Source organism: Aeromonas sp. R2-1, assembly GCF_040908425.1.
In the GTDB taxonomy this organism is placed as follows: domain Bacteria; phylum Pseudomonadota; class Gammaproteobacteria; order Enterobacterales; family Aeromonadaceae; genus Aeromonas; species Aeromonas caviae.
The window spans coordinates 37,211-62,016 of record NZ_JBFODR010000042.1 but is presented as its reverse complement, the minus strand read 5'-3'; the positions used below and the strand labels follow the sequence as shown (position 1 = coordinate 62,016).

24 protein-coding genes are annotated in these 24,806 nt (G+C 64.4%); 3 read left to right on the top strand and 21 right to left on the bottom strand.

Going from position 1 to position 24,806, the window contains the following annotated elements:
* Positions 1 to 26: 26 nt before the first annotated feature.
* From proX to AB5Y80_RS15490, 8 genes are all read right to left on the bottom strand, one after another.
* Positions 27 to 1,028: a glycine betaine/L-proline ABC transporter substrate-binding protein ProX gene (proX, locus tag AB5Y80_RS15525; protein WP_039040327.1), complete on the bottom strand. Its 1,002-nt coding sequence runs from the start codon at positions 1,026 to 1,028 to the stop codon at positions 27 to 29.
* Entirely contained in the window at positions 1,025 to 2,173 is a 1,149-nt protein-coding gene (gene proW, locus AB5Y80_RS15520; protein ID WP_042014434.1) for a glycine betaine/L-proline ABC transporter permease ProW, read from the bottom strand. The genes proX and proW overlap by 4 nt, the downstream gene beginning before the upstream one ends.
* On the bottom strand, positions 2,170 to 3,366 hold the full coding sequence (proV, locus tag AB5Y80_RS15515; protein ID WP_041212476.1) for a glycine betaine/L-proline ABC transporter ATP-binding protein ProV: 1,197 nt from the start codon (positions 3,364 to 3,366) through the stop codon (positions 2,170 to 2,172). The genes proW and proV overlap by 4 nt, the downstream gene beginning before the upstream one ends.
* A 473-nt stretch (positions 3,367 to 3,839) precedes the next feature.
* Positions 3,840 to 4,331: a type 3 dihydrofolate reductase gene (folA, locus tag AB5Y80_RS15510; protein ID WP_202015318.1), complete on the bottom strand. Its 492-nt coding sequence runs from the start codon at positions 4,329 to 4,331 to the stop codon at positions 3,840 to 3,842.
* A 23-nt stretch (positions 4,332 to 4,354) separates the two neighbouring features.
* The gene (locus AB5Y80_RS15505) at positions 4,355 to 4,822 is read right to left on the bottom strand and encodes a threonine/serine exporter family protein (RefSeq protein WP_010675437.1); all 468 of its coding nucleotides are present in this window, start codon (positions 4,820 to 4,822) and stop codon (positions 4,355 to 4,357) included.
* A 118-nt stretch (positions 4,823 to 4,940) separates the two neighbouring features.
* Positions 4,941 to 5,066 carry a hypothetical protein gene (locus AB5Y80_RS15500; protein WP_010675438.1) on the bottom strand — a complete coding sequence of 42 codons (126 nt, stop codon included), beginning with the start codon at positions 5,064 to 5,066 and terminating at the stop codon, positions 4,941 to 4,943.
* Positions 5,063 to 5,860 (bottom strand): threonine/serine exporter ThrE family protein, encoded by a 798-nt coding sequence (locus AB5Y80_RS15495; RefSeq protein ID WP_042014428.1) that lies wholly within the window; start codon positions 5,858 to 5,860, stop codon positions 5,063 to 5,065. Before AB5Y80_RS15495 ends, AB5Y80_RS15500 begins: the two co-directional genes overlap by 4 nt.
* 232 nt (positions 5,861 to 6,092) lie before the next feature.
* Positions 6,093 to 6,431 carry a DUF3135 domain-containing protein gene (locus tag AB5Y80_RS15490; protein WP_010675440.1) on the bottom strand — a complete coding sequence of 113 codons (339 nt, stop codon included), beginning with the start codon at positions 6,429 to 6,431 and terminating at the stop codon, positions 6,093 to 6,095.
* Positions 6,432 to 6,838: 407 nt separating this feature from the next.
* On the opposite strand from AB5Y80_RS15490, the gene mog reads away from it, so the two are divergent.
* Complete coding sequence (gene mog, locus AB5Y80_RS15485; RefSeq protein ID WP_041212474.1) at positions 6,839 to 7,369, top strand: molybdopterin adenylyltransferase; 531 nt, start codon at positions 6,839 to 6,841, stop codon at positions 7,367 to 7,369.
* 31 nt (positions 7,370 to 7,400) lie between these two features.
* On the opposite strand, the gene AB5Y80_RS15480 is transcribed toward mog, so the two are convergent.
* Both AB5Y80_RS15480 and AB5Y80_RS15475 read right to left on the bottom strand, forming a co-directional pair.
* Positions 7,401 to 7,748, bottom strand: a complete 348-nt coding sequence (locus AB5Y80_RS15480) for a DUF2541 family protein (RefSeq protein ID WP_103255340.1) — start codon at positions 7,746 to 7,748, stop codon at positions 7,401 to 7,403.
* A gap of 208 nt (positions 7,749 to 7,956) precedes the next feature.
* Positions 7,957 to 8,712: a DNA/RNA non-specific endonuclease gene (locus tag AB5Y80_RS15475; protein ID WP_286700308.1), complete on the bottom strand. Its 756-nt coding sequence runs from the start codon at positions 8,710 to 8,712 to the stop codon at positions 7,957 to 7,959.
* Between the two features lie 645 nt (positions 8,713 to 9,357).
* Here AB5Y80_RS15475 and AB5Y80_RS15470 point away from each other — a divergent pair.
* Entirely contained in the window at positions 9,358 to 10,083 is a 726-nt protein-coding gene (locus tag AB5Y80_RS15470) for a carbonic anhydrase (protein ID WP_039040335.1), read from the top strand.
* A gap of 180 nt (positions 10,084 to 10,263) precedes the next feature.
* Here AB5Y80_RS15470 and AB5Y80_RS15465 read toward each other — a convergent pair whose 3' ends face one another.
* The 10 genes from AB5Y80_RS15465 to AB5Y80_RS15420 all read right to left on the bottom strand — a co-directional run bounded on the left by AB5Y80_RS15465 (position 10,264) and on the right by AB5Y80_RS15420 (position 23,060).
* Entirely contained in the window at positions 10,264 to 11,172 is a 909-nt protein-coding gene (locus AB5Y80_RS15465) for a pseudouridine-5'-phosphate glycosidase (RefSeq protein WP_167824671.1), read from the bottom strand.
* Positions 11,166 to 12,257, bottom strand: a complete 1,092-nt coding sequence (locus tag AB5Y80_RS15460; RefSeq protein WP_042014421.1) for a PfkB family carbohydrate kinase — start codon at positions 12,255 to 12,257, stop codon at positions 11,166 to 11,168. The genes AB5Y80_RS15465 and AB5Y80_RS15460 overlap by 7 nt, the downstream gene beginning before the upstream one ends.
* Positions 12,258 to 12,401: 144 nt before the next feature.
* Entirely contained in the window at positions 12,402 to 12,755 is a 354-nt protein-coding gene (gene nirD / locus AB5Y80_RS15455) for a nitrite reductase small subunit NirD (protein ID WP_048208634.1), read from the bottom strand.
* A 47-nt stretch (positions 12,756 to 12,802) separates the two neighbouring features.
* Positions 12,803 to 15,385, bottom strand: coding sequence for a nitrite reductase large subunit NirB (gene nirB, locus AB5Y80_RS15450; RefSeq protein WP_368173162.1), 2,583 nt, complete (start codon positions 15,383 to 15,385; stop codon positions 12,803 to 12,805).
* 26 nt (positions 15,386 to 15,411) lie between these two features.
* Positions 15,412 to 16,233, bottom strand: a complete 822-nt coding sequence (locus AB5Y80_RS15445; protein WP_010675449.1) for an ABC transporter ATP-binding protein — start codon at positions 16,231 to 16,233, stop codon at positions 15,412 to 15,414.
* A 31-nt stretch (positions 16,234 to 16,264) separates the two neighbouring features.
* Positions 16,265 to 17,224, bottom strand: a complete 960-nt coding sequence (locus AB5Y80_RS15440) for an ABC transporter permease (RefSeq protein ID WP_201900655.1) — start codon at positions 17,222 to 17,224, stop codon at positions 16,265 to 16,267.
* Between the two features lie 14 nt (positions 17,225 to 17,238).
* The gene (locus tag AB5Y80_RS15435; protein WP_042014417.1) at positions 17,239 to 18,594 is read right to left on the bottom strand and encodes a CmpA/NrtA family ABC transporter substrate-binding protein; all 1,356 of its coding nucleotides are present in this window, start codon (positions 18,592 to 18,594) and stop codon (positions 17,239 to 17,241) included.
* Positions 18,595 to 18,938: 344 nt separating this feature from the next.
* Positions 18,939 to 19,523 (bottom strand): ANTAR domain-containing response regulator, encoded by a 585-nt coding sequence (locus tag AB5Y80_RS15430; protein ID WP_010675452.1) that lies wholly within the window; start codon positions 19,521 to 19,523, stop codon positions 18,939 to 18,941.
* A 125-nt stretch (positions 19,524 to 19,648) separates the two neighbouring features.
* The gene (cobA, locus tag AB5Y80_RS15425; protein ID WP_368173161.1) at positions 19,649 to 20,407 is read right to left on the bottom strand and encodes a uroporphyrinogen-III C-methyltransferase; all 759 of its coding nucleotides are present in this window, start codon (positions 20,405 to 20,407) and stop codon (positions 19,649 to 19,651) included.
* Between the two features lie 28 nt (positions 20,408 to 20,435).
* Positions 20,436 to 23,060, bottom strand: coding sequence for a molybdopterin-dependent oxidoreductase (locus tag AB5Y80_RS15420; RefSeq protein ID WP_368173160.1), 2,625 nt, complete (start codon positions 23,058 to 23,060; stop codon positions 20,436 to 20,438).
* 286 nt (positions 23,061 to 23,346) lie between these two features.
* Between AB5Y80_RS15420 and AB5Y80_RS15415 the strand changes: the two genes are divergently transcribed.
* Complete coding sequence (locus tag AB5Y80_RS15415; RefSeq protein ID WP_202015300.1) at positions 23,347 to 23,850, top strand: RNA methyltransferase; 504 nt, start codon at positions 23,347 to 23,349, stop codon at positions 23,848 to 23,850.
* A 42-nt stretch (positions 23,851 to 23,892) separates the two neighbouring features.
* Here the strand turns inward: AB5Y80_RS15415 and AB5Y80_RS15410 are convergent, their stop codons facing one another.
* Positions 23,893 to 24,636, bottom strand: a complete 744-nt coding sequence (locus AB5Y80_RS15410; RefSeq protein ID WP_042865053.1) for a hypothetical protein — start codon at positions 24,634 to 24,636, stop codon at positions 23,893 to 23,895.
* Positions 24,637 to 24,806 lie beyond the last annotated feature (170 nt).

Sequence of the window (24,806 nt, the reverse complement as noted above, 5' to 3'; positions counted from 1 at the left end):
GCAAAAGGGTGATGTAACGCCCTTCATTACATGGCGGCAGCGCGCGCCTGATTCAGCCAGTCGTTCACCAGTGCCTCGTGGCCCTTGAGCCAGGCGTCGGCATGACGCTCCACGTCCGCCGGCTTGTTCTGCCCCTTGTTCATCAGGCCGTTCTGCACGTTGATGTCATTGAGCGGCAGCTTGACGATGGAGAAGAGCTTGGCGGCGGCCGGATTGGCCTCGGCAAACCGCTTGTTGGCAACGATATGCATGGTGTTCACCGCAAAGCCGTAGTTCTTGCCGTTCGGCAAACGGGTCTTGGCCGCATCCGGGGCGTCGGCGGGGACTTCCAGCCACACCACATCCTTGCCCGGCACCAGTTCGCTGCTGAGCCAGTAGGGGGTCCAGGTGTAATAGAGCACCGGCTTGCCGGCCTGGTAGCGAGCCAGGGTATCGGCGATCAGCGCCGCGTAGTTGCCCTGCTTGTGGGCCACCGTGGGGGTCAGACCAAAGGCGTCGAGGTGATGGTTGATCGCCCCCTCGCAGCCCCAGCCGGGGTTGCAACCAATGAGGTCGGCCTTGCCGTCGCCATCCCCGTCAAACAGCGCCGCCACCTCGGGATCCTTGAGCTGGCCCAGGTTGGTGATGCCGTATTGGGTCGCGGTCTTCTTGTCGATGAGGTACCCCTGGGCGGCACCGGCCACATAGGTGCCCTCACGGAAGAACACCTTGTCACCCCCCGCCTGCTCGTACTTGTTGTCCTGCAGCGGCACCCAGTTGAACGCGAGGAAGGTGCCGTCTCCCTGGGCCACCGAGGCATAAGCCACGTTGTAGTCCACCTCCTGGGCGGGCTGGACATCGTAACCCAGACGCGCCATCAGCTTGCTCACCAGCAGGCTCTGGAAGGCCTCTTCCGGCAAGGAGCTCTGCAGGGGCTGAACGCGAACCCCCTCCCCCGGCAACTCGGCGCTGGCCATGGCGAGCGGGCTCAGCAGTTGGGCACTCAGCAGCAATGTGCCCAGGGTCAATCCTTTGGTGATCGGTCTCATGCGTTTACTCCTTTGTAATCGATTTTCTTGTCACGGCCGGCCAGGCGCAGCAGCAGGGCGGCGGGGCCATGCTGATACCAGCGGCCGGTACGGGTGCGATCCGGTTGCCCCATCGCCTGGGTGAGGCGGTCGAGCACGATGGCCAGCAGCACGATGCCGAGGCCGCCGATGGAGGCGAGCCCCATGTCGAGCCGGCCGATGCCGCGCAGCACCATCTGGCCGAGGCCCCCCACCGCGATCATGGAGGCGATCACCACCATGGAGAGCGCCAGCATCAGGGTCTGGTTGACCCCGGCCATGATGGTGGGCATGGCGAGCGGCAGCTGAACCTTGAACAGCAACTGGGAGGGGCTGGCACCGAACGAGTGGGCCGCCTCCACCAGATCCGTGGGCACCTGGCGAATACCCAGCATGGTGAGCCGGATCATGGGCGGCAGGGCGAAGATGACGGTCACCACCACCCCGGGCACGTTGCCGATGCCAAACAGCATCACGATGGGGATGAGGTAGACGAACGCCGGGGTGGTCTGCATGGCATCCAGCAGCGGCCGGGTCCAGGTGGAGAGCCGCTCGCTGCGGGCCAGCAGGATGCCGGTGGGCAACCCCAGCAGCACACAGAAGAACAGCGAGGTCAACACCAGGGACAGAGTCACCATGGCATCGGACCAGGCCCCGATGAGCCCGATCCCCACAAGAGATACGAGCGTGCCGAGCGCCATGCGGCCGTTCACCAGTTGCCAGGCAAGCAGGGCCAGGAGCCCCATCATCAGGGTGGAGGGCACCGTCTGCAGCAGATGGGTCATGGCGTTCAGGGTCAGCTCCACCGGTGCGCGGATCAGCTGGAACAGCGGCCGCAGGTTCTCCACCAGCCAGCCGATGCCCCCTTCCACCCAGGTATCCAGCGGCACCAGCGCCTGCTGGAAAGGATCCAGCCAGTCGATGGCGGTTGTGGTGTCGGCGGCTTCGATCTGGTTCTGCCAGTCGGTGGCCTGGGTGTCGGTACTGCCCCAGGGATCGGACACCTCGGTGGACGCAGGTGCGCTCCAGGGATCTGCCGCCACCTCATCGGCCCGCAGGGAAGGGCTCGCCAGCAGCACCAGGGCCAGCAGCCCGCTCAGCAAGAAATGGGGATTCATCAGCTTCATGCCGGAGTACTCCTGTCCAGGGTGTTGAGCAGATTGGCCTTGGAGATGAGGCCGAGGTAAGTGCCATCCTCCTCGACCACGGGCACCTGACAGGGGGCTGCCGCCACCTGGCTGATCAGTTCATTGAGGGCGGTGTCCGCCAGAATGGGCTGAATGTCCGCCAGCAGCGCCTGCTCCAGGCTGCCTTTGGCCCTGACCGCCTGACCGAGCGACTCCACCGAGACGACCCCGAGGAAGCGACGGCTGCGATCCACCACGTAACCGAACTCCCGCTCAAGCTCCTTGAGCTGGCGCAGAGCGTTGCCCGGCCCGTCGGTGGTGTGTTTCTTGATGAGGGGCACCTGCTTGCGGCTGGCCACGTCGCGGGCGCTGAACACATGGGCCAGATCCACCCCGCGAAAGAAGGCGCGCACATAGTCGTTGGCGGGCTGGTTCAGGATCTCGTCCGGGGTGCCCACTTGCACCAGCTGGCCATCCTGCATGATGGCGATGCGATCGCCGATGCGCATCGCCTCGTCCAGATCGTGGGAGATGAAGACGATGGTGCGCTGCTGACTGGCCTGCAGCTTGAGCAGCTCATCCTGCATTTCGGTGCGGATCAGGGGATCCAGCGCGGAGAAAGCTTCGTCCATCAGCAGGATGTCGGGGTCATTGGCAAGGGCCCGGGCCAGCCCGACCCGCTGCTTCATGCCGCCGGAGAGGGCATCCGGATAAGCCTCTATCCACTGTCCCAGCCCCACCTGATGGAGCGCCTGACGGGCGCTCTGCTGGCGCTCCGCCAGCGGTACACCGGCCAGCTCCAGCCCGAAGGCGGTATTTTCCAGCACACTCAGGTGCGGCATCAGGGCGAAAGACTGGAATACCATGCTGATCTTCTTTCGACGCACCTGGCGCAGCTCGCGCTCCGAGATGGCGGCGATGTCCTCGCCATCGATCAGCACCTGGCCGCGGGTCGGCTCGATCAGCCGGTTGAAGAGACGCACCAGGGTGGACTTGCCCGAACCGGAGAGGCCCATCACCACGAAGATTTCCCCTTCGTTGATGGCCAGATTGACATCCTGGACCCCCAGGGTCTGTCCGGTCTTTTTCAGGATGCTGGCGCGATCATGCCCTTTCGCCAGCAGTTTGAACGCTTTATCCGGCTGATCGCCGAAAATTTTGTAGAGGGATTTGACCTCGAGTTTGACTGTCATATTGTCCTTTTTTCTTGGCCGACGCCTTGCCTGGCAAACCGTCGAACGTGAGCCAATTACTTTTAACACTAAGCAATTTCGCGCCCAAACAAAAGAATCAATTGAAGCCACCTTAAAAGGATTAAATTTAAGTCATTGATTTTTATTAGTTATTTTCATTCATAAAAATCCATTAAATCACGATAAAAACGCCTATAACAGACAGGGTCGCCACAGTAGCGATGCACTTGCAGCACATTTCATTAATGATTAAAGGGCGTTAGCAGCAGGCGAAAAGAGAGGGTGGGGACGACGGTGCCCATCGGGGCGATGAATGGCTTATTCATTACATAACTAATCATTTTAATGTCACGCATTCCGGATATTGCTTCAGGCACCTTCAGCCATGTCGGTTCAACCCCCTTCTCTTTGCGGCAACAGGGCACAAAAAAGCCCCCGGCTGTCGCAAGGGGCTCTTCATGGCATCAGAGGGCTCAGCGCCGCTGCCAGGTCTCGAAACAGTAGGGATGGGGGTTCTTCTCGTCAGGCTGATGGGACTCGCGCTCGATGCAGGACCAGTCGCCCTCGTCAAAGGCCGGGAAGCGGGTATCCCCCTCCACCGCCAGATCGATGCGGGTCAGATAGAGCCTCTCGGCCCGTGGCAATAGCTGGCCGTAGAGATGCCCCCCCCCGATCACCATCAGCTCGGCCACATCGCTGCCCGCCAGCAGCGCCAGTGCGGCCTCCACCGAGTCGATGACCTCCACGCCGTCGGCCCGGTAGTCGGGGTTGCGGCTGATCACCAGATTGCGGCGCCCGGGCAGCGGTCGTCCGATGGACTCGAAGGTCTTGCGCCCCATCAGCACCGGCTTGCCCAGGGTGACCCGCTTGAAGTGGGCCAGATCCGCTGGCAGATGCCAGGGCATCTGGTTGTCCAGGCCGATCACCCTGTCCTGGGCCATGGCGGCAATCATGGAAATCATCATGGGGTCAACCTCTCGCACCGTCGTCAGATAATGGGGCGGTTACGGTACACGACCAGAGAGGGGATCGCCAAACCGAAACTCAAGGCCCCCACGATAAAGAGCGCCTTGAGGCCGTTCTCCACCGCGCTCTGAAGCAGCTCCATGGTCACCCCGGAGATATTGAGCTCGACGATGGCGATCATGGTCTTGAACGCGTAGCTGCCCGGGATCATGGGGATGATGGAGGCGACGCTGAACACCGGGCGTGGTGCCAGCAGGCGGCGCGACCAGTAGACACAGACAAAGCCGACCGTGGTCGCCGCTGCCAGGGTGGCCCACTCGATGGGCATGCCGTAGTGGATGAGCAGGGTACGCAGGCTGTGGGCCAACGCGCCCCCCATGGCGCAATATTTGAGCATCCGTGGCGGCACGTTGAACAGCATGGCAAAGCCCACCGCCGGAATGGCCGACCAGAAGGCATCCTTGGCCAGCAGCCAGAGCAGTTCCATCATACCTTCCACCCCCAGATACCGGTCACCGACATGGCGCGCATGATCCCGATATGGTTCCGCGCGCTGATGGATAGCCGGTTTGCCCCGATCAACAGGGTCGATACAACGTCAAAGATCTTCATACCTTCCACCCCCAGATGCCGGTCACCGACATGGCGAGCATGATCCCGATATGGTTCCGCGCGCTGATGGATAGTCGGTTTGCCCCGATCAACAGGGTCGATACAACGTCAAAGATCTTCATACCTTCCACCCCCAGATGCCGGTCACCGACATGGCGAGAATGATCCCTATGGCTGCGCTGATGGTCAGCAGTGTCGCCGTGCCCCAGCGGGCCAGCCCCATGTTGAAGTAACCCTTCACCATGTCGGAGACCGCATTGATGAGCGGGAACCCCGGCACCAGCAGCAACACGCTGGCGGCCATGGCGAGATAGGGTTGTTCGCCCCAGCCGAAGAAGGTGGCGCTGGAGGCGAGCAGGGTGGCGATGAAACCGGTGGCGGCAAAGTTGATGAGGGGGCTGTGGTGATGGCGGGCAATGAGCTGGCGCACCCGCATGGCGACCGAGGCCGAGCAGCAGGTCACCAGGAAGATGGGCCAGTCACCGCCAAACAGCAGGCTGAAGGCACCGCAAGAGAGCCCCACCATGGGCACCACCAGCCAGGGGTGATAGTGGAACGGCGTGATGGCCTCGAGGCGCTGACGTACCTCGCGCGCGCCGATAAGCGACTTTTCCGTCATGATGCAGATGCGCTGGATTTCGCACACCACCTGCATGTTGATGCCGTGCTCCCGCACCCGGCGGGTGGTGGTGACGCAACTGCCCTGGTAGAGGCTGGTGAGGACGATGGCGCTGGAAGAGATGGCCATCTCGACGCTCTCCAGCCCGAGCGCCATCCCCAGGCGGACCGTGGTCTGCTCGATGATGCGGCTCTCCGCCCCAAACTGGGCCAGCATCTGGCCCGCCTTGACGATGATCCGGGTGATCTCCGTCTGCTGCTCTCGCGACAGCACCCTTCCTGGTGTGATGCTTCTCATGATCCCTTTGAGTCATAGCAAGATGAAATGTGTCTGGATATTACCCCAAAATAAATACACCTTCATCCATCTCTATCGGACTGCGGGCACTGGTCACTATTATTCAGCCGCCCGGGGAATATTTGCAGCAAATAAAAAACAATTCACCCAACTTGCTTAACAACTTGTTTGAGAAGGGGTGAGACAAATTAATAAACACCCTGTTTTTTTATATCTTGAACAGGGCCTTTAATTATTTCCGTTTCAGATAACTGGAAAACGCTATCACATTATCCGGCAGCGGGGGCTCTGCCATTTCCTGACAGGATTCGTTCTGCAGATCCAGAATGTGCTGGCGCATGGCGTAGACGGAGTCATGCATCATGTTGGCTATCCGGATGCAGCTGTCGAGGTTGTTTCTTGCCAGGCGGCGCTGGCAGTCGATGCGAAATTGCAGACCTCGCAACCGACGTTGCCGCTCTGGCCCCACCTGGGCGATCAGGGTCTCTATCTGCTGGTGCAGCAGCGCGTCGAGTCGCTCCGGCTCGGCCAGCGCCCAGTACTTCAGGGTATCGAAATCAGGCAGCTCCATATACCCTCCTGGCCGGACCTCGCCCATGGAATGGAACGACGCCGGGCACATCACTATTTCACTGTCCCTAGGGAAGGTTATATAGGATGGTGGCGATTTTGGGTCATTCACCGCCGAGCCACAGGAGTCCGGTTTTTGGCACGAATTGCGCGTCGTTGGCGGAAAAAATCATTTATTCCTTATGATTCATGAAATTAACCGAATCCGGCCTGCGTCAGTTTTTTTATAAAATTTCAGCGTCATTTTTCTCGGCCTTATTCCTTATTAACGGACTTTTCTCAAAATTGTTTTTCATTCGACTCTCTCCCTGACTCGATGCCCTCCCGTTGCCTCATCCGGCGGTTTAACATATCTCACTGATTATGTTATTTTATTTACCACTTTATTGCGGCAACCAAGGGCAGACCATGAGCAAGGCAAGAATCGGTATCGTCACCGTCAGCGATCGCGCCAGTGCAGGCATCTACGAAGATCTCTCCGGCAAGGCCATCATCGACACCCTGAACGCCTACCTGACCTCGGAATGGGAGCCCGTCTATCAGGTGATCCCCGACGAGCAGGATCAGATTGAGGCGACCCTGGTTCGGCTGGTGGACGATGAGCAGTGCTGCCTTGTCGTTACCACGGGGGGCACAGGGCCGGCCAGGCGGGATGTGACCCCGGAGGCCACCGAGGCGGTGTGCGATCGCATGATGCCGGGCTTTGGCGAGCTGATGCGGGCCGAGTCCCTCAAGTTCGTGCCGACCGCCATCCTGTCGCGCCAGACCGCCGGCCTGCGCGGCAGCTCGCTCATCGTCAACCTGCCGGGCAAGCCCAAATCGATCCGCGAGTGCCTGGATGCGGTCTTCCCCGCCATCCCCTACTGCATCGACCTGATGGAAGGGCCCTATCTCGAGTGCGACGAGGCCATCATCAAGCCGTTCCGCCCGAAGAAATAAGCACTGGGCGGGGATTTCCCCCGCCCTTCGCTCATTTGCGCCCATACACCTTGACCCCTGCCCTGCTCCCTTCCGAATTGCCGTACACCTCGATGCGCTTGATGCAGAGTCGGCTGCCGAGGGATTGCCACCCCGACTCCTGATCCTCTTTCAACACCTTGTCGAAATAGAGGGTCTTGCTGCGATCGTTGCCGTAGAACACCTTGACCCGCTCCAGGGTCAACTCCCGCCCTGCCTTGACCATGATGGATTTGGTCGGCCGGCAGGCGAGCATGGGAATGATGGCGGGATGATCGCCGACCCCGAGCAGAATGGTCTGCCCCAAGCGGATATCCTCGTCGGCCATGGCCGGGGGAACAGCAGCCCCCAGCAGCGCCATGGGTACGCAGATGCGCAACGCGCGGGCAAGAGTGGACGAGGAGTGAAGGGAAAACAGCGCTGACATGATGCCTCCTGAAAAAAGGAGTCATGATAAGGGCCCGATGCCAGACCCAAGCTGTACTGGCCCTGTACCAGGGGCCATGACAATGGCCGGAGGCCCGTGTGGGTAACGGGGGCCTGGGCCCCTGTTACCCCTGCCGGACGCGCTAACCGCCCCACATGGCCGACAGCCGCGACTCCATGGCCTCTTCCTCCTCGTCAGGCAGCTCGGTAAAGAAGTCGAGTCCGGTCTGCTCCTCCACCTCATCCACCGTCACCACATAGTCCGCCAGCTTGCTGGCCGAGACGTTCTCTTGCGGCAGGATGAAGGCGATGGCCCGCTTGCCCGCCAGATCCATCACCACCCGGTAGTAGGCGTGGGGCACGGTCACGCCGTTGCCGATGGCGCCATCGGAGTGGGTGAAGATGGGGCCGGTGATCACCTGCACGCTCTTGTAGGTGATGGCCCACTGCCGGGTCTTCTCCTCCAGGATGCGCCAGGCCCCCTGGTTGAGCGCTGGCAGTTGCGGGGTCATGTTGGTGAGCAGGAAGCTCTGCTTCATGGTGTTGGCGGTGGAGCGCATGTCCGCCGCCGGCGCCTGGTGGCCGCGGTCATAGCCCGAGCCCTTGTAGTCCGACAGGGTGGCGCGAAACTGCACCGGCACCTCCTTGTCCTCGGCGAAGGCATCCTTGCGCGGCACCTGACCCTGGGCGCTGGCGGCCGTCATCCGGTAAGAGACCCAGTCAGAGACCTTGGTGTCGTAGTTGTACCCGGCGGCATAGCCCTCCCGGCACAACAGCTGACTGGATTGACCGGGTACCCCCAGGGTAACGTGCTCCCCGCACTGGAATCCCGCCGCCAGGCTCGGGAAGGTGGTGAGAGTGAATCCGATAGCCAGAACTAATTTATTGATATTATTCATTATTATGCCACTCCTTGTGTTAGGCGGAGTGATTTGACACCAGGTCGGATGAGTAAGGCAATCGCACAAATAGCGAGCAATCCGGAAATGTGAAGAGGACGGCAAAACCGCAAACAAGGCGCCGCCAACCGGGGGATTGCCATCCCGCCGTCACTGTGATGAGGGGGGAATTTCTCCTGCACTATCAGAGGGATAAGGGGTCAACTCCGAGGCACTCTGTCAGCGCAGCGCCCGGCTCCCGCCACGCACGCCCCTGACCGGGTCAGGGAATATCGAACAAATCCCAGCGAAATAAGGGATCCTCAAGCCCGATAATTAGTCCGCGCTTGTTTGCTCGAGATCAAACGGAGCCATGAAAAGCCCTCTAGAATCAGCCCGTCATCTATTTGGGACGCCATGAAAGGGGGCCGTTCATTGCGAAAATGCCCGCAGGATTTCTCCTTCATGAATAAGCGAGCCCCGTTGCCGGAATACATCATGGCGCCGCCTCATGCCACGCTTCAAATAACGATGACGACAGACCTTTCATAACAATTAATCCGGTCTGGCACCGCGTACCCTGCGTTTCCAACGATGCCATTGATGAGGCCTTCCTGCCGGAAGGCCAGGAATGGCCGTGCTTTTCAATCAGGATAAGGATGCATGATGAAAAAGTCCCTGCTGGCTGGCGCCCTGCTGCTCTGCCCTGCCGCCTTTGCCGCCACCACACACTGGGAATACAGCGGCGAGGCCGGCCCGGCGAAATGGGCCAGCCTGACCCCGGAATATGGCCAGTGTGCCGGCAGCAACCAGTCGCCGGTCAACCTCTCGGGTCTGGTGAAGGCCGATCTGGCCCCCCTGCAGTTCCACTATCAGGCGGGTGGCAAGACGCTGGTCAACAACGGCCACACGGTGCAGGTCAACTATGCCCCCGGCAGCACCCTTGAGCTCGACGGCATGCACTTCGAGCTCAAGCAGTTCCACTTCCACGCCCCCAGCGAAAACCTCATCGAAGGCAGGTCCTACCCCCTGGAGGGTCACCTGGTCCATGCCAATGACAAGGGGGAGCTGGCGGTGGTCGCCGTGATGTTCGAGCCGGGCCAGGCCAATGGGGCCCTGAGCCAGGCCTGGCAGGTGTTGCCAGCCAAGGCGGGGGAGATCCATGCCTTCAAGGAACCCATCTCGGCAGAGCAACTGCTGCCCGCCCAGCACGACTACTACCGCTTCAGCGGGTCCCTGACCACCCCACCCTGCTCGGAAGGAGTGCGCTGGCTGGTGATGAAGGAGCCGGTCCAGGCCAGCCAGGCCCAGATCGATGCCTTCAAGGCGGTGATGCACCACCCCAACAACCGCCCCGTCCAACCTCTCAACGGGCGACTGGTGCTGGAATAAGGAGGTTATCTCACCGATTCGCGCAATAAAAAGAGGGCCTGTTGGCCCTCTTTTGCATCTTTCGCAAAGGTGTTTACAGGCTGGCAGCGATGCGCCCCCCCAGCGCGGCGTTGTTGAGCACCAACTGGATATTGGCCGCCAGGGAGTTGCCACCGGTCAGTCGTACGCCCGGACTACCGGTTACAGGCTGGCGGCAATCTTTGCACCCAGGGCAGCGTTGTTCAGCACCAGCTGAATGTTGGCCGCCAGGGAGTTGCCACCGGTCAGCTCGCACACCCGGGCCAGCAGGAAGGGGGTGGACGCCTTGCCCTTCACCCCCTGCTCGTCCGCCTCACGCAGTGCCTGGGCAATGGCGGCGTCGATGTCGGCCTTGGGCATGGCAAACTGGGTCGGGATCGGGTTGGCCACCACGGCGCCCCCCGCCAGCCCCAGCTCCCACTTCAGGCGCAGCGCCTCGGCAATGGCCGCCGGGCTCTCCAGGCGGTAATCCACCTTGAAGCCGCTCTCCCGGGTGTAGAAGGCGGGCAGCTCCTCGGTCTGGTAGCCGATCACCGGCACCCCCTGAGTCTCCAGGTACTCCAGGGTCAGACCGATGTCGAGGATCGACTTGGCGCCGGCGCAGACCACGGCCACCGGGGTCTGGGCAAATTCCTGCAGGTCAGCCGAGATGTCGAAGGTCTCCTGGGCGCCGCGATGCACGCCGCCGATGCCGCCGGTGGCGAACACGCGGATCCCGGCCATGGCGGCCACTATCATGGTGGAGGCCACCGTGGTCGCCCCCAGCCCCTTGTTGGCCAGCACGAAGGGGATGTCGCGGCGGCTGCACTTGGTGGCGGCGTGCCCGGCACGGCCCAGCGCCTCCAGGGCCCCCGCATCCAGACCCACCTTGAGGCGGCCATCGATGATGGCGATGGTGGCCGGCACGGCGCCGTTGTCCCGCACCACCTGCTCCACCTGGCGCGCCGTCTCCACGTTCTGGGGATAGGGCATGCCGTGGGAGATGATGGTGGACTCCAGGGCCACCACCGGCTTGCCGGCAGCCAGCGCGGCGGCAACTTCAGGTTGGATATCGAGGTAAGCGTTCAACATGGGTACTCCTCCAGCATGCGTTCAACGGCGGCCTTGGATAGGCCGGAAAAGACGGTATCGGAACAATTGACGGTGAGGGCGGCGCAACCGAGGGCGAACCGGGTTGTCTCCATGATGCCCTGCTCCTGCAACCAGGCGTGGGCCAGCCCTGCCATGAAGGCATCGCCGCCGCCGGTCACGTTGACGACCGGGCTGCCGAGCACGGGCAGATGGCCCTGGCAGGCCCCGTCGCTATAGAAGATCCCCTGATCGCCGAGGCTCAGGAAGAGCCGCTGCACCCCGGCGCGGTGGAACCAGGCCGCCGCCATGGGCCAGGTGTCGGGCCCGCCGATGGTGAAGCCGCACAGCTGCTCCGCCTCGGTGCGATTGGGTTTGAGGGTGTGGATGCGGTGCAGCCAGGGGCGGATTTTCTCCACCTTGGCCACCGACACGGTGTCCACGAAGATGATGTGCTCCCCCTGGCGCTCGAACAGCCAGTCCAGGGTGTGGGTGGCAAGGTTGGTGTCGAGCACCCAGAGCCGGGCCGCTCCGAGAAAACCGCTCAGGGGGGTGAGCCGGGCCGGGGTGAGCTGCTCGATGATCCCCATGTCGTTGACGGCGCAGCTCATCTCGCCGCTGCCATCGTGCAGGCTGAGATAGCAGGAGGTCGATTGACCCTCCAGCACCAGTACCTGGCGCACATCGACCCCGGCGCGCTGGCTCACCTCCAGCAGGTGGTGGCCGTATTGATCGTTGCCCACCGCAGTCAACAGCCGGGTGTCGGTGCCAAGGCGCGCCAGGTTCTCGGCGATGTTGCGCCCTACCCCGCCGGCGGAGGTGCGTACCCGGCCCGGGTTGGAATCGCCGATGCGCAGGTTGTCGTGGCTGCAGCCGCAGATATCCATGTTGGCGCCGCCTATCACTACGGCGTAGGGGCCTTCGCGCAGCACATAACCGCGCCCCTGCACATAGCCCTGGCGCATCAAGCTGGAGATGTGGCTCGCCAGCGCGGAGCGGCTGATGCCGAGCCTGTCCGCCAGCTCCTGCTGGGCAATCATGGGATCCTGGCGCAGCAGGGCGAGGATCTCTTGCTCACGTTCCGTCATAGACAAACATCCAGTTGCAAACGTTTGTCCATTATTTCCGAAAAACGTTTTCCCGCCATCCTCTCGTACAAGAAATGTCGGGTCGCGCACAAAAAATCACCGGGCAGTGCCCGGCGATCACAACATGGTTTTCAGATGGGCCACTCACCCCAGCTGTACCCAGACCTCGCTCCCCTCCAGCCGCACCGGCCAGCAGGCGACGCTCAGGGCAGGATCGTCCAGACAGCGACCGTCCATCAGGGCGTAGCGCTGCTTGTACAGCGGCGAGGCCACCACGGGTTCCCCCCCCGCATCCCCCACCAGACCACGCCCCAGCACTGCGACACCGGCCAGGGGGTCCACCCCGTCCAGGGCATAGACATGCTCCCCGAGGCGAAACAGCGCCAGTACCCGCCCCTCCAGCCAGGCGCTGCGCCCGGCCTGCTCCGGCAGCGCCGCCAGCTCGCATACCCGGTGCCACTGCCCGCAGAGCTGTGCATCGTCCTTGTCATCCTTCATACCACCTCCTTGATACTGATGGCGGGCGTGCAACCCGTTGCCCCCGCTCATACCACCTCCTTGACAGCGATATCCGGCACCCATTGCCCCCGCTCCTCACGGCGCGGCGGCGTCTCGTCCTCGGGCCGGTTGACGAAGGCCTCGAACAACTTGAGCTTGTCCGGATCCGCCAATGTGCTCTTCCACTCGCACTGCCAGGTGCCGACTATCCCCTCCATCATGGCCTCCAGCTCGGCACCGATGCCGAGCCTGTCCTCGATGATCACCGACTTTAGGTAGTCGAGCCCCCCTTCCATGTTCTCCATCCAGACCGAGGTACGTTGCAGTCTGTCCCCGGTGCGCACGTAGAACATCAGCAGCCGGTCGATGTAGCGGATCAGGGTCTGCTCGTCGAGATCCGTGGCAAAGAGGTCGGCGTGGCGCGGCCGCATGCCGCCGTTGCCACACACATAGAGGTTCCAGCCCCGCTCGGTGGCGATGACGCCGATGTCCTTGCTCTGGGCCTCGGCGCACTCCCGGGTGCAGCCTGAGACCGCAAACTTCAGCTTGTGTGGCGCCCGCAGCCCCTTGTAGCGGTGCTCCAGGGTCTGGGTCAGGGTCATGGAGTCCTGCACCCCGTAGCGACACCAGGTGGAGCCCACACAGGACTTCACGGTGCGCACCGACTTGCCGTAGGCCTGACCGGTCTCGAAGCCCGCTGCCACCAGCTCGCCCCAGATGGCGGGCAGCTGGTCGACCCGGGCACCGAACAGGTCGATGCGCTGGCCGCCCGTGATCTTGGTGTAGAGGCCGTACTTGCGCGCCACTTCGCCGATGGTGATGAGCCCCTCCGGGGTGATCTCCCCCCCCGGGATGCGCGGCACCACCGAATAGGTGCCGTCCTTTTGCAGGTTCGCAAGGAAGGCGTCGTTGGTATCCTGCAACGCGCGGTGGGGCTTCTCCAGCACGTGCTCGTTCCAGAGGGACGCCAGGATGGAGGCCACCGTCGGCTTGCAGATGTCGCACCCCAGCCCCTGGCCATGCTTGTCCCGCAGCGCCTCGAAGCTCTTCAGCTCGCCGACCCGGGCCAGGTGATAGAGCTCTTGACGGCCGTAGGCGAAGTGCTCGCACAACCCCTTGTCCGCCTCGACGCCAAGATCCGCCAGGGTCTGATCCACCACTTGCTTGAGCAGGTTGCTGCAACCGCCGCAACCCGTGCCGGCCTTGGTGCAGCTCTTCACCGCCGACAGCTCGTGATTGCCCGCCCGAACGGCGGCCACCACGTCCCCCTTGCTGACGTTGTGGCAGGAGCAGAGGATGGCGCTGTCCGGCAGCACCAGGGGCGCGGGGGCGGCCCCGACCTCCCCCACCAGCAGGGAGAGCGGCGGCTGGGGCAGCGCCACCCCGTTCTGGTAGTACTGCAGCAGCCGCTCATAATCGGCCCCGTCCCCCACCAGGATGGCGCCGAGCAGGCGATTGCCCTCGCCGTCGGTCACCAGCTTCTTGTAGATGCCGTTGACCCTGTCCAGCAGCAGCAACTCCTGGGCGCCGGCGGTGTTGGCGTGGGCATCGCCGATGGAGCCCACGTCCACCCCCATCAGCTTGAGCTTGGTGGACATGTCGGCCCCGATAAAGCGGGTCTCGCCGCCGCACAGACTGGCCACTGCGGCCCGGGCCATCTGGTAGCCGGGAGCCACCAGGCCGAAGATGCGCCCCTGCCAGAGCGCGCACTCGCCGATGGCGAGGATGGCGGGATCCGAACTGTGGCAGCCGTCGTCGATGCAGATGCCGCCGCGCTCCCCGACCTCCAGCCCGGATTGCCGGGCCAGGGTGTCGGCGGGTCGAATACCGGCGGAGAACAGCAGCACGTCGGTCTCAATGTGAGTGCCGTCCTTGAAGCGCAGGCGATGACGGGCCTGCTCCCCCTGCTCGATGCACTCGGTGGCTTTCTCCACCAGCACCTCGACCCCGAGGGCCTGGATCTTGTCCCGCAGCACGGCGCCGCCGCTCTCGTCGAGCTGTACCGGCATCAGCCTGGGGGCGAACTCCACCACCTGGGTCTTGAGGCCGAGCAGGCGCAGGGCGTTGGCCGCCTCCAGCCCCAGCAGGCCGCCACCGATGACCACGCCGCTGCGGGCCTGGGCGCAGGCATCGCGGATGGCGGCGAGATCTCCCAGGGTGCGATAGACGAAGCAGCCCTCCCGCTGATGACCGGGGATGGGGGGCACGAAGGGGACCGAGCCGGTCGCCAGCACCAGACGGTCGTAAGGGAACTGCTCGCCGTTGGCCAGCGTCAGGGTGCGGGCCGCCCGGTCGAGCACCTCCACCTCGGCCCCCAGTCGCAGCGTTATGCCGTGCTCTTCATACCAGGCGGGATCCGCCATGCGCAGGGCCTGGGGCGCCTTGCCGCCGAATACCTCGGAGAGGTGCACCCTGTCGTAGGCGGGGTCCGGCTCGGCGCCAAATACCGTCACCTCGAACCGGCTCAGGCCACCGGCCGCCACCAGCTGTTCGACGAAGTGATGACCCACCATGCCGTTACCCACCACCAGCAGCCGTTGCTTGTCGGCCGTGTCGGCGGAACCACTGTTCTGGCGACCGAGCAGGTCCATGCCGTCCTCTGCCACCCACTGTTGCTCTTTGTCTGTCATGTCTCTCTTCCTTGAATCCGGCGGGCTCAGGCGCGCAGCTTGCTGCGCACCTGCCCGGCTGCCTTGAGGGGGGTCACCTTGCGTTGCTTCTCGTAGAGGAAGCGCAGCACCTGCTGGCGCAGCTTGTGGTAGTGGGGATCGTCCGCCAGGGCGACCCTGTCTCTGGGCCTTGGCAGGTCGACGGTCAGGATCTCACCGACCGTGGCGCTGGGGCCATTGGTCATCATGACGATGCGATCGGAGAGCAGCACCGCCTCGTCCACGTCGTGGGTGATCATGATGACGGTGTTGCCAAGCTCCGCCTGGATCGCCATCAGAGCATCCTGCAGATGGGCCCGGGTCAGGGCATCGAGGGCGCCGAACGGTTCGTCCATCAGCAGCACCTTGGGGGAGAGCGAGAGGGCGCGGGCGATGCCGACCCGCTGCTTCATCCCCCCCGACAGCTCGTGGGGCATCTTCTGGCTGGCGTGATCCATCTGCACCAGGGAGAGGTAGTAGTCCACCCGCTCCGCCACCGCCCGCTTGTCAGACTCCACCTGGGCCACCGCCAGCGCCACGTTCTGCTGGACGCTGAGCCAGGGCAGCAGGGCGTGGTTCTGGAACACCATGGCGCGCTCGGGCCCCGGGCCCGCCACCTCGCGACCATCGAGAATGATGCCCCCCAGGGTCGGCTCCAGCAGCCCGGCCACCAGGTTGAGGACGGTGCTCTTGCCGCAGCCCGAGTGACCGATGAGGGAGACGAACTCCCCCTTCTCGATGCGCAGGTTGACCCGGCTCAAGGCCTCGAAGCTGCCCTGCTCCGTCTCGAACGAGATGCCGACGTCGCTTATCTCCAGATAACTCTTCATTGGCTCTTCTCCTGCCTGAATAGAAATGTGATTAACGCAGCACCTGGCGCTTGTCCCAGGACAACCACTGCTGCAGGGCCAGCATGCCCCTGTCCAGGGCGCAGCCGATGAGGCCTATGGTGATCACCGCCACCATGATGCGGGCCAGAGACGCAGAGCCGCCGCTCTGGAACTCGTCCCACACGAACTTGCCGAGCCCCGGGTTCTGGGCCAGCATCTCCGCCGCGATCAGCACCATCCAGGCCACCCCCAGTGAGAGCCGCAGCCCGGTGAAGATCATGGGCAGGGCCCCGGGCAGCACGATGCGCCGCACATGGGTCACAAAGGAGAGGCGCAGCACCCGGCTGACGTTGTGCAGATCCCCATCCAGCCCCGCCACCCCCACCGCCGTGTTGATCAGGGTCGGCCAGAGGGAGCAGAGGGTCACCGTCAGGGCCGAGGTGAGGAAGGACTTGGCAAGCCAGGGGGTGGGGTTTGCATACAGAGCGCTCACCACCAGGGTGATGAGGGGCAGCCAGGCCAGCGGCGACACCGGCTTGAGCAGCTGGATCACCGGGTTGGCTGCGCGATAGAGCCCCTGATTCATGCCGAGCAGCACCCCGCACGGAATGGCGATCAGAGTCGCCAGCGCGAAGCCGCACAGCACGGTGAGCAGGCTGGTGGCTATCTGATCGAAGAAGGTGGGACGTCCTGTGTAGGGACGCAGCTTCACCTCGGCCGCCGGATCCGCCGCCAGCCTTGCCGCATTGCGCACCTGCTGGCGTTCGAGGAAGGCCGCCGCCTTCTCCCGCTCCTGCAGATGCTCCTGCCCGAGGGACCAGAGCTGGCTGGCGGTGGCGAGCGGCCCCGGCAGGGTGCCCAGACTGGTCTGCACCTGGCTCGCCCCCCACTGCCAGAGGCCGAGGAAGAGCAGCACGCCGAGCAGGGGCTGCACCATGATTTTCCAGTTGATGGCTTTTAAATGGATGAGGGGCCATGTGTGTCGTTTCATCGGGATCTCCTTGCTCATTGCACCCGCTCATCGCCCTTGAGGCCGATGGCGAACTGTTGCAGGTAGGCGTTGGGGTGGCGGCCGTCGTAGATGAGGCCGTCGATGAAGCCATCCTGGGGGCCGCGATAGCCCTGCTCGCTGGCAAAGTCGGGGAAGTCACTGGCCTTGAGCTTGCCCTCGGCGATCAGCGCCTCGGCGGCCTGGCGATAGACGTCCGGTTGATAGACGGCCTTGGCCACCTGCTCGAACCAGGCGTCCGGCCTGGCCTCGGGGATCTGGCCCCAGCGCCGCATCTGGGTCAGGTACCAGATGGCGTCGGAGTAGTAGGGATAGGTGGCGTGGTGGCGGAAGAAGACGTTGAAATCCGGCACCTGGCGCTTGTCCCCCCTGGCGTACTCGAAGGTGCCCGTCATGGAGTTCGCGATCACCTGCTCGTCCGCCCCCACGTACTCGGGTTTGGCCAGCAGCTTGGCCGCCGCGCGCCGGTTGCCGTTGTCGTCTGCATCCAGCCACCAGGCCGCCCGCAGCAGCGCCTTCACCAGCCGCACATGGGTGTTGGGGTGACGCTCGGCCCACTGCCGGGTGACGCCGAACACCTTCTCCGGGTTGTTGCGCCAGATCTCGTTATCCGTGATGACGGGCACCCCTATGCCCCTGGCGACCGCCTGCTGGTTCCAGGGCTCCCCCACGCTGTAGCCGGCGATGGTGCCCGCCTCCAGGGTGGCGGGCATCTGGGGGGGCGGCGTCACCGACAGCAGCACGTCCGCCTGGCGCTGGCCCGAGTTGTCGCCGAGTCGGGGTGCATAGAAACCGGGGTGCAGACCACCTGCCGCCAGCCAGTACCTCAGCTCGTAGTTGTGGGGGGAGACGGGGAAGACCATCCCCATGTTGAAGGGCTTACCCCCCTGGCGATACTCCGCCACCACGGGCTTGAGGGCGGCGGCGCTCACCGGGGGCGGCACCTGGCCCGCCTGCGGCCTGGGCAACTGGGGCGCCATGGCGGCCCAGACGCTGTTGGCCACCGTGATGGCGTTGCCGTTGAGATCCATGGCAAACGCCGTCACCAGTTCGGCCTGGGTGCCGATGCCGATGTGGGCCGCCAGGGGCTGGCCCGCCAGCATCTGGGCACCGTCCAGCTCGCCGTCTATCACCCGATCCAGCAGGATCTTCCAGTTCGCCTGGGCTTCGAGGGTGACGTAGAGTCCCTCATCCTCGAAATAGCCCCGCTCGTAGGCCACCGCCAGCGGCGCCATGTCGGTCAGCTTGATGAAGCCGAGCCTGAGCTCCTCCTGCTCCGGGGCTCCCAGTGCCAGCACCGGCAGCGACAACGCCGCCAGCAGCAGTCCCGCACATCCTTGTCGTCCGTTCATTGCATCTCCTCCCTCGGTTCCGGGTCAGGGCCATGGCGCCAGGCTGCCTGGAATCGCAGTGCTACCTCGTTGCAGCGCTGCGACCCAAGGTGCGTCGCGACCAAAAAAAAGCCCCGCCGATCCGGGATCGGCGGGGCTTCTTTGCCCTGTTGCGGGTGAGTGGCCTGACCGGCCCCTCACTGCGCATCGTGACTTCATTGCTATCGTGTTTTTGTTATTCACTTTCCGTGCCAGCTCGTCCAGGGTGCATCAGGCGGCCCTTTGCGGCCTGTGGTGCCCTGATCCTCCCTCAAATTTGCCTCAATTAGGCGCAGTTGCACCAAAACGGTTGGCCACGGGAGCGCTCAGGCGGGCAAAGCCTGCAGCAGTTGCCGCGCCAGCTCCCCCAGGCTCAGGTGACGGCTCATGGCGGTGCTGCGCATCAGGCGATAGGCCTCGTCCTCGTCCAGCCCCTGATGGCGCATCAGGCGTCCCTTGGCCTGCTCGATGAGCCGCCTATCCTCCAGCTTCTGGCGCAGCTCGCTCTCGGTCTGCATCAGGGCCTGCACCATGGCGAGCTGACTGCGGGCCAGGCGCAGCCACTGCTCCACCGGCTCACGCTCGCCGCAAGGGTGGGGCACCAGCAACACCCCCTGCTGCAATAGGGCGAGCTGGGTATCACCCCCCAGCCGCTCGCAGAACAAGAGGCGCGGCATGTCGGGCCAAAGGGAGAGGCCAAGGCGTACCTCGGCGCTGAACTGGCGGCAACTGACGAGCAGGGCATCCCCCCTCTGCGTCGGCGTCAGCAACTGGCGGGTATCGAGGATCCCGGGCTGATGGCCGTAGTGACTGACCAGCAGGGCCAGGCGGTTCGCCTGGCCCGGGTCATCGGCGTGGATCAACAGCCGGGAAGCGGGGCCGTCCTGGCCCCGGGTGGAAAAAGTGGTCATGGCGCTCCTTGCCGGCGACGATCGCGTTCTGTCTGGCGAAAATACCGCAACATGAAGGCCAACTCTTTGAATCTACCTCCTTTTTATCTATCAGGAGGTAGTGGGGGTAGAGGGAAAATCGCCCCTCAGGCGACCCGTTCCAGGGCCTCCGTCAGCAGCCCCTGCAGCTCGGCGCGCAGCCGCACCACCTCCCCCATGATGATCAGCACCGGGCTCTGGCCCAGCAGGGCACGGGCGGCCTGCTCCAGGCCATCGAGCGTGGCCTCGTGCACCTGCTGGCGGGGGCTGCAGCCAGCCACCACCAGGGCCACCGGCAGCGCGCCCGGGGCCCCCGCCCTCAACATCCCTTCCCGAATGCGGGCCGCCCGCTCCAGCCCCATGTAGAACACCAGGGTGTGGCCCGCCCGGGTCAGCCCCTGCCAGCCCTGATAGTCGCGCTCGTCCATCAGGTGCCCCGTCACCAGGGTCAGAGAGCGGGCCAGCCCCCTGTGGGTCAGGGGAATGAAGCTGCTGGCGGCGCACCCCAGGGCCGCCGTGATCCCCGGCACCAGCTCGGCCTCGATGCCGTGCCGGGCCAGGTGCAGCGCCTCCTCGCCGCCGCGCCCGAACACCAGGGGATCCCCTCCCTTGAGGCGCACCACCCGCTTGCCCATGCGGGCCAGGGACAGCAGCAGGGCGTTGATCTCCTCCTGGGTCGGGCTCGGCTCACCGCAGCGCTTGCCCACGTCGAAGCGGGCCGCACCGTGGGGAATGCGGGCCAGGATCTCGCTCCCCACCAGGCGGTCATAGACCACGACCTCTGCCGCCTCCAGACGGTGCAGGGCGCGCAGGGTCAACAATTCGAGGGGCCCGGGGCCCGCTCCCACCAGACTGATTTGGCTCATCTCAGGCTCCTTGTGTCCTGGCACAGCACTAAGCGGATGCCAGGAAAACATGTTTGATCAACAGCTTGTCGATTTCGGGCAGACAGGTGCCGCAGTTGCTGCCACAGCCGAGCAGGGCCTGCAGCCCCGCCAGCTCGCTCACCCCCTGCCGGGTGATGGCATCGACGATGCGCTGCTCCGAGACCCGCAGGCAGGAGCAGACCAGCCGGCTCTCCCCGGCCAGGGCCTGGCTCAGGGTCTGGCTCAGGGCCCCCGCCTGGAGCGGCGTGCCGAGCAGACTGGCCAGCAGGTCGACCTTGATGTCCGGGCGCCGCACCCCCACCAGCAAGATGCCCTCGATGCGATCCCCTGCCAGGGCCACGGCCAGCCACCCCTCCTTCATGGGCAGCCTGAGCCAGTGCCCCTCGGCCCCCAGCCGTTGCCACAGGCGCTCTGTGCTCTCTGACCAGGAGGCCAGCAGAGTGCAGTTCCCCTCGGGCAGGGGACGCCTGGCCCACCAGTCCACCGGCTCGCGCCACTCACCCCGGCCACACCAGAGCCCTTGCCAGCGGGTGAGCTGCGCCCTGGCCTGCACCCGCCCCTGTTTGAACATGGGCTGGCCGGAAAGGGGATCCACCACGGGGGCGATGAGGCGGTTGACCGCCCCCTGGCTGCACTGGCTGTCGGTCCAGTGCATGGGCAGGAAGGCCTCCCCCTCCCTGAGCCCCTCATCCAGCCCCACCAGCAGCAGCGCCTCCCCGAGCCCGTTGCAAAGGCGCACCATATCCCCCTCCTTCACGCCAAGCGCCAGCAGGCTGGCGGCCCCCATTCGCACCCTGGGCCAGGGCTCGGCCTCCTGCAACCGGGGCACGTGGCCGGTGCGGGTCATGGTGTGCCACTGATCCCGCAGGCGGCCACTGTTGAGGAGCAGGGAGACAGCCCCTGCAAGCGGGGGCGTTGCTGGCTGCTCGGGGAAGCGCTGGGCCAGGGGCAGCAGGCGGGCCCGGCCATCCGGGGTGGCAAAGCGCCCATCCTCGAACAGGCGATCCCGCCCACGGGGCCAGTCGGCGTTGACAGGCCAGCGCAGGGGAGAAAGGGCCTCGAATTCGGCACGGGTGAGACCCGCCAGCCCGGAGATGTCGAACTGGCGGGATCCGTCGTTCTCAAAGCCGGAGAGGGCGGCATGCTCGCAGAAGATCTCGTGCTCGTGCTCATAGGCGAACCCCTCGCCAAAGCCGAGCCGACGGGCGAACCGGGTCAGGGCCCACCAGTCGGGCCTGGCCTCCCCCGGCAGAGGCAGGAAGGCGCGCTGGCGGCTGATGGTGCGCTCGGAGTTGGTGACGGTGCCGCTCTTCTCCCCCCAGGCGGCGGCAGGCAACAGCAGGTGGGCGAGGCGCGCCGTGTCGGTGTTGGCGGTCACCTCGGAGACCACCAGCAGCTCGCAGCGGCTCAGGGCCTCGCGCACCCGGTTGCCGTCCGGCAGGGAGACCGCCGGGTTGGTGCCGAGCACCCAGAGCGCGCGGATCTCCCCCCGGTGCACCGCCTCGAACAGCTCGACGGCCTTGTGCCCCGGCCCGCGCACCATGGTCGGGCTTCCCCAGAAGCGCTGTACCCGATCGCACTCGGCCTCGCCAAAGCCCATGTGGGCGGCGAGCTGGGTCGCGAGCCCTCCCACCTCACGTCCTCCCATGGCGTTGGGTTGCCCCGTCATGGAGAAGGGAGCCGCCCCCGGCTTGCCGATGCGACCGCACATCAGGTGGGCGTTGATGATGGCGTTGGCCTTGTCCACCCCCTGGTTGGACTGGTTGATCCCCTGGCAGAACAGGGTGACGGTCTTGGGGGTGCGGGCGAACAGTTGGTAAAACCCGAGCAGATCGCTGCGGGAGAGGCCGCAGCTGCGGGCCACCTCGTCCAGTTGCCAGGCGGGGTCGTCCAGCGCGCCCGCAAGTTCCTCGAAACCGCTCACGTGCTGCGCCACATAAGCCTTGTCCCAGCCATCGACATCGAGCAGGTAGCGGCACAGGCCGTTCCAGAGCGTCACGTCGCTGCCGGGTTTGAGCGCCAGATGCAGATCCCCCTGCTCCGCCGTCATGGTGCGGCGGGGATCCAGCACCACCAGCCTGAGCTCGGGGCGCCGCGCCCTGGCCTGCTGCAGGCGGCGAAACAGCACGGGATGGGTCCAGGCGGTGTTGGCACCGGTGAGCACCACCAGATCGGCGAGCTCGAGATCCTCGTAACAGGCGGGCACCAGATCCTCCCCGAAGGCGCGCTGGTGGGCCACCACCGCCGACGACATGCAGAGCCGGGAGTTGGTGTCCACGTTGGCACTGCCCAGATACCCCTTCATCAGCTTGTTGGCGACGTAGTAATCCTCGGTGGTGAGCTGGCCCGACAGATAGATGCCGATGGCACCCGGCCCGGACTCGGCCAGGATGGCGGCAAAACGCGCAGCCAGGGTGTCCAGGGCCTCTTCCCAGCCGATGCGCTGCCCCATCCAGCGCGGATAGAGCAGGCGGTCGGGAAAGGCCAGGCTCTCCAGCAGGCTGGCCCCCTTGACGCACAGGGCGCCGCCGTTGGCCGGATGCTGCTCATCCCCCTGCAACTGCCAGTTGTCACCCTCCCGGCTCAGCCGGATGCCGCACCCCACTCCGCAATAGGCACAGGTGGTCTTCATTCCCTTGCTCCTTGTCATGTGTCTGACGAGGGGCCCATAAAAAAAGCGTCCGCCCCCCTGCGGGGACGGACGCCTTTGTCCGGATGCCTCATCGTCTTGTATGGGGAAGTGACTGCAAACCCCGCGCCAGGATGCAAGGGGCGCCGCCATTACGAATCAGGGTGTCGGGCTGCGCCGCCACGGTGCAGCCGCCCCCTTGTTGGGCCCGCCTTGCGGGAATCCGCCCCGCACGCTGGGCAAGGGGCCCACCGGGGGTATAATGCGCCGCCACACAGGAGAGAGAGAGATGAAAGTGTCAGATGAAGGCGCCACCGGGCAGCACCGGGCAGATGCCCGGGAGAGAGGGGACTATTGCGCCATCGGGCTGGTCAATCCCAAATCCCCGGAAAACGTGGGCGCCGTGATGCGGGCCGCCGGCTGCTACGGGGCGGACGAGGTCTACTACACGGGGCAGCGCTTCGAGCTGGCACGGCGTTTTGTCACCGACACCAAGCAGATGGTGGAGAAGATCCCCCTGCTCGGGGTCGAGGAGCTGCTGGACTTCGTGCCCGAGGGCTGCACCCCAGTGCTGGTGGATCTGATCGAGGGTGCCACGCCCCTGCCGGATTACGTGCACCCCGAGAGAGCCTTCTACATCTTCGGCCCGGAGGATGGCACCCTGGAACCCGCCCGCTTCGCGGCGGTGAAGGAGGTCATCTATGTGCCAACTCAGGGTTGCATGAACCTGGCCGCCTCGGTCAACGTCATCCTCTATGACCGGTTGGCCAAGACGCTCAGAGCCAAAGGCTGAGGCAGGACAAGCGGGGCCCGATGACGGCATCAGGCCCGACAGCTAGGGCTGTGGCTTGTTCGCCCGCACCACCTGCTCCCTGAGAAAGTCCTGGTAGTAGTCGTAGAGCTTGTTCTGCCGATAGATCTCCGCCAGCTTGCCCTGCCTTATCAGGGTACGCATGCCGGGATCCCAGAGCCCGTGCAACTGCCTGCCCTTCGGGGTATCGGCGAAGATGGGGTAGGTCGGGATCCAGCGCAGGAATACCTGTACCAGCTCGGGGGGAAGGGAGCCTTCGGGGTAGAGGGCGCCGTCGGTCAGGTAGTAGCGGTAACGCCCCTTGATCAGCAATTGCAGCGCCATCTCGTGGCTGTCTATCTCGAACCAGCGCATCGGCTCCGGGATGAACTTGTCAAAGGCCCACCCCCTCAGCCAGAGCACCTCCTGCTCCTTGAGGCTGTGCTCCCCTGCCCAGTGCGGCAGCCAGCGCTTTTGCATCACCACGCTCACGTAGTCAGCCGAGTCAGGGTAGTCGGGCTGATGGACCCCGGGCACCTCTCCCCGATAGACCCCCATCGCCATGTCCCCCTCCTTTTGCGACACCACCGCCAGTGCCCGTTTGTAAGGCACCATGTGAAGCTTCACCTCGTGCCCCAGGGGTTCATAGATGGCTCGAACCACATCCAGATAGACCCCCTTGCCGTCCCGGTGACAGAAGCCGGGCCAGTCGTCGCAATAGACGTGTATGGTGTCTGCCCGCACGAACGAGGTGATCAGCAGGCAACAGAACAGAAAAAGACGAACCATGAATATCCTCAGTGATATGGCACTCGGCAGATGCTCACCGCCGGACGGCCCGTTCAGGCATACAGATAGCATAGAAAAACAGAGTCCCGGCCGACATTTTCCCCATTTTGCGAGCGGGTCGAGGGTTATTGTCGCCCCACAGCGTATCATGGCAAACAAGATTCATTAGT